The sequence below is a fragment of the Dietzia sp. SLG310A2-38A2 genome (genome assembly GCF_014145095.1).
Taxonomy (GTDB): domain Bacteria; phylum Actinomycetota; class Actinomycetes; order Mycobacteriales; family Mycobacteriaceae; genus Dietzia.
Genome location: NZ_JAALDX010000248.1, coordinates 1 through 2,784, shown reverse-complemented (window position 1 = coordinate 2,784; position 2,784 = coordinate 1). Strand labels below are relative to the sequence as shown.

Below are 2,784 nucleotides of genomic sequence, written 5' to 3'. Positions count from 1 at the left end.
CCCGCCGGGCGCCGCGGCGTACCGGCTGCCCGACGCCCAGACCGTCGTCGTCCGCTGCGGCCTCCCCGCCCCGCCGACCTTCACCGTCGGGGTGTCGCTCCAGGAGGTCAACGGCGTCCAGTGGTTCAACGAACCGGACCCGGACCCCGCTGTGACGTCATCCACCTGGGTCGCCGTCGACCGACCGGAGTACATCGCGGTCACGCTGCCCTCGACCGGCGGTACGGGTCCGATCCAGGATCTCTCGGACGCCCTCGCCGCCGGTCTGGACGCCGTCGAACCGCGGCCCGCGCCGATCGGCTGACCCCCCGGGTTCAGTCCCCTGCGAGCGCGGTCCGCACGAGAGTGTCGAGCAGGGTCGGGTAGTCGACCCCCGTCGCCGTCCACATCTGCGGGTACATCGAGATCGGGGTGAATCCCGGCATGGTGTTGACCTCGTTGATCACCGGACCGTGCTCGGTGACGAAGAAGTCGACCCGGCTCAGCCCACGGGCGTCCAGGGCGTGGAACGCCTCGACGGCCAGGGTGCGCAGCCGGTCGGTGTCCGCCGCGGGGAGCAGCGCGGGCAGGTCGAACGTGCAGACGTCGTCGAGGTATTTGGTGTCGAAGTCGTAGAAGGAGTCGCCCTCGGTCTCGCCGTCCAGCCCTGTGGGCTCACCGGGGATGTGGAGTTCGGCCGGCAGGCTCGCCTCCACCCGACCGTCCGGGTACTGCAGGACACCACATTCGACCTCGCGGCCCACGATGGCGGCCTCGACGATCACCTTGGGGTCGAATCGGCGGGCCTCGGCGATGGCCGCGTCGAGGTCTCCCGCGCGGGAGACCTTGGTGATCCCTATGGACGAGCCACCGCGAGCGGGCTTGACGAACAACGGGAGCCCGAGCCGGTCGAGTTCCGCCTCTGACAGCGTCGCGGTCCCGGGACGCAGCACCACCTGCTCACCGATGGGCAGACCCGCCGCACCCAGCACGACCTTGGTGAACTCCTTGTCCATGCCGGCCGCACTGGCGAACACCCCCGGCCCCACGTAGGGGATCCCCGAGAGCTCGAGGAGTCCCTGGACGGTGCCGTCCTCCGCATGGGTGCCGTGCATGACGGGGAAGACCACGTCCACGCGGGCGGCCTGCTCACCGGCCCGCTCCCCGTCCACGAACCGCAGGACCCCGCGGTCGCCGGTGGACAGTCCGAGCGCTACCTGTGGTCGCCCCGGGTCGACCTCCGGCATGACGCGGTCGACAATCCGCAGGCCCGACACGTCGTCGGGACCCAGGGTCCATCTCCCCGATCCGGTGATCCCGACGGGGATCACCTCGTAGACGGATCGGTCGAGATGTGCCATGACGGCGCCGGCGGACACGCAGCTCACGGAGTGCTCCGTGCTGCGGCCGCCGTAGAGGACGGCAACGGTGATGCGATTCACCGGGCCGAGGCTACTCGGGCTTGGTGCTCCGTCTCATGAGGCGCACCGCCACCTCGACGGCGTCGCCTCCCTCGTGGCAGATCTCGTGGACGGCCTCGGTGAGCGGCATCTCGACGCCCACCTCTCGGGCGAGCGCACGGATCGAGGTGCAGGACTTGACCCCCTCCGCGACCTGTCCGTTGGTGGCCTCCTGCGCCTGTTCCAGGGTCTCGCCTTTGCCCAGCCGTTCACCGAAGGTCCGGTTGCGGGACAGCGGTGAGGTGCAGGTGGCGACGAGGTCGCCGAGCCCCGCGAGTCCGGCGAAGGTCATCTGGTGGGCGCCGAGCGCCACCCCGAGCCTCGTCGACTCCGCCAACCCGCGGGTGACGAGCGTCGCCATGGTGTTGTCACCCAGGCCCATCCCGGTGGCGATCCCACACACCAGCGCGATGACGTTCTTGGTGGAGCCACCGATCTCGCACCCCACCACATCGGTGTTGGTGTAGGGACGGAAGTAGGGGGTGGCGAACGCGTCCTGCAGGCGGGCCGCCCGGTCGACGTCCGTACAGGCGATCACAGTCGCCGCCGGCTGCCCCTCGGCGATCTCCCGCGCGAGGTTGGGGCCGGACAACGCGGCGATCCTGTCCCCGGTCAATCCCGTGACCTCGGCGACGACCTCGCTGATGCGCATCAACGTCCCGGTCTCGATCCCCTTCGCCAGGGAGATGACCCCGGCATCGGGCTCGAGGAGGTCGACCCACTGCTCCAGGTTCCCCCTCAGACTCTGGGACGGGACGGCCAGGACGACCTCGTGGGCGCCAGCGAGGACCTCGGCCGGGTCCGTCGAGGCGGTGACCGTCGCGGGCAGGACGATCTCCGGCAGGTATTTCTCGTTACAGTGCCGCTCGTTGATCCCGCGGGCCACCTCGTCTCGGCGGGCCCACATGACCACCTCCGACCCAGCGTCCGCGAGCACCTTGCCGACGGCGGTCCCCCACGACCCCGCACCCATCACCGCGACCCGCGCCATTTCGCCTCCCGGCTCGTCGTCCCCCACCCGGGCCATCGCCGGTGGATCGTGAGCAAACGCTACCCGGCCCGGCGCGCTCGCGAGGGTCTGCTGGCAGGATGGCGGTCGATGAGTACGGTGTCGGGTCACGGGGCGACTGACGGCGGGTGGACGATAGTCGTCCCCGTCAAGGCCCTCGACCGCGCCAAGAGCCGCCTCGCCCGCGCTCTGCCCGCGTCCGACAGGCGGGCGCTCGCCCTTGCGATGGCCGCGGACGTGCTCCGGACCTGCGTCGCGACGCACGGTGTCTCCCGGGTACGGGTGGTGACCTCGGATCCCGATGTGGCGGCGCTCGCCCGCCTCCTCCCGGTCGAG

Annotated in this window: 3 protein-coding genes and 1 pseudogene; 2 read left to right on the top strand and 2 right to left on the bottom strand. The window is 70.9% G+C overall.

Going from position 1 to position 2,784, the window contains the following annotated elements:
* Positions 1-304: DUF3515 domain-containing protein (locus G6027_RS09180; protein ID WP_182636902.1), on the top strand; the 304-nt coding region annotated here is incomplete at its 5' end.
* A 10-nt stretch (positions 305-314) separates the two neighbouring features.
* Here G6027_RS09180 and G6027_RS09175 read toward each other — a convergent pair.
* Positions 315-1,421, bottom strand: coding sequence for a D-alanine--D-alanine ligase (locus G6027_RS09175; protein ID WP_182636901.1), 1,107 nt, complete (start codon positions 1,419-1,421; stop codon positions 315-317).
* 10 nt (positions 1,422-1,431) lie between these two features.
* Entirely contained in the window at positions 1,432-2,430 is a 999-nt protein-coding gene (locus tag G6027_RS09170) for an NAD(P)H-dependent glycerol-3-phosphate dehydrogenase (RefSeq protein ID WP_182636900.1), read from the bottom strand.
* Positions 2,431-2,538: 108 nt separating this feature from the next.
* Between G6027_RS09170 and G6027_RS09165 the strand changes: the two are divergent.
* Positions 2,539-2,784 (top strand): annotated as a pseudogene (locus tag G6027_RS09165) (2-phospho-L-lactate guanylyltransferase); the annotation flags it as partial.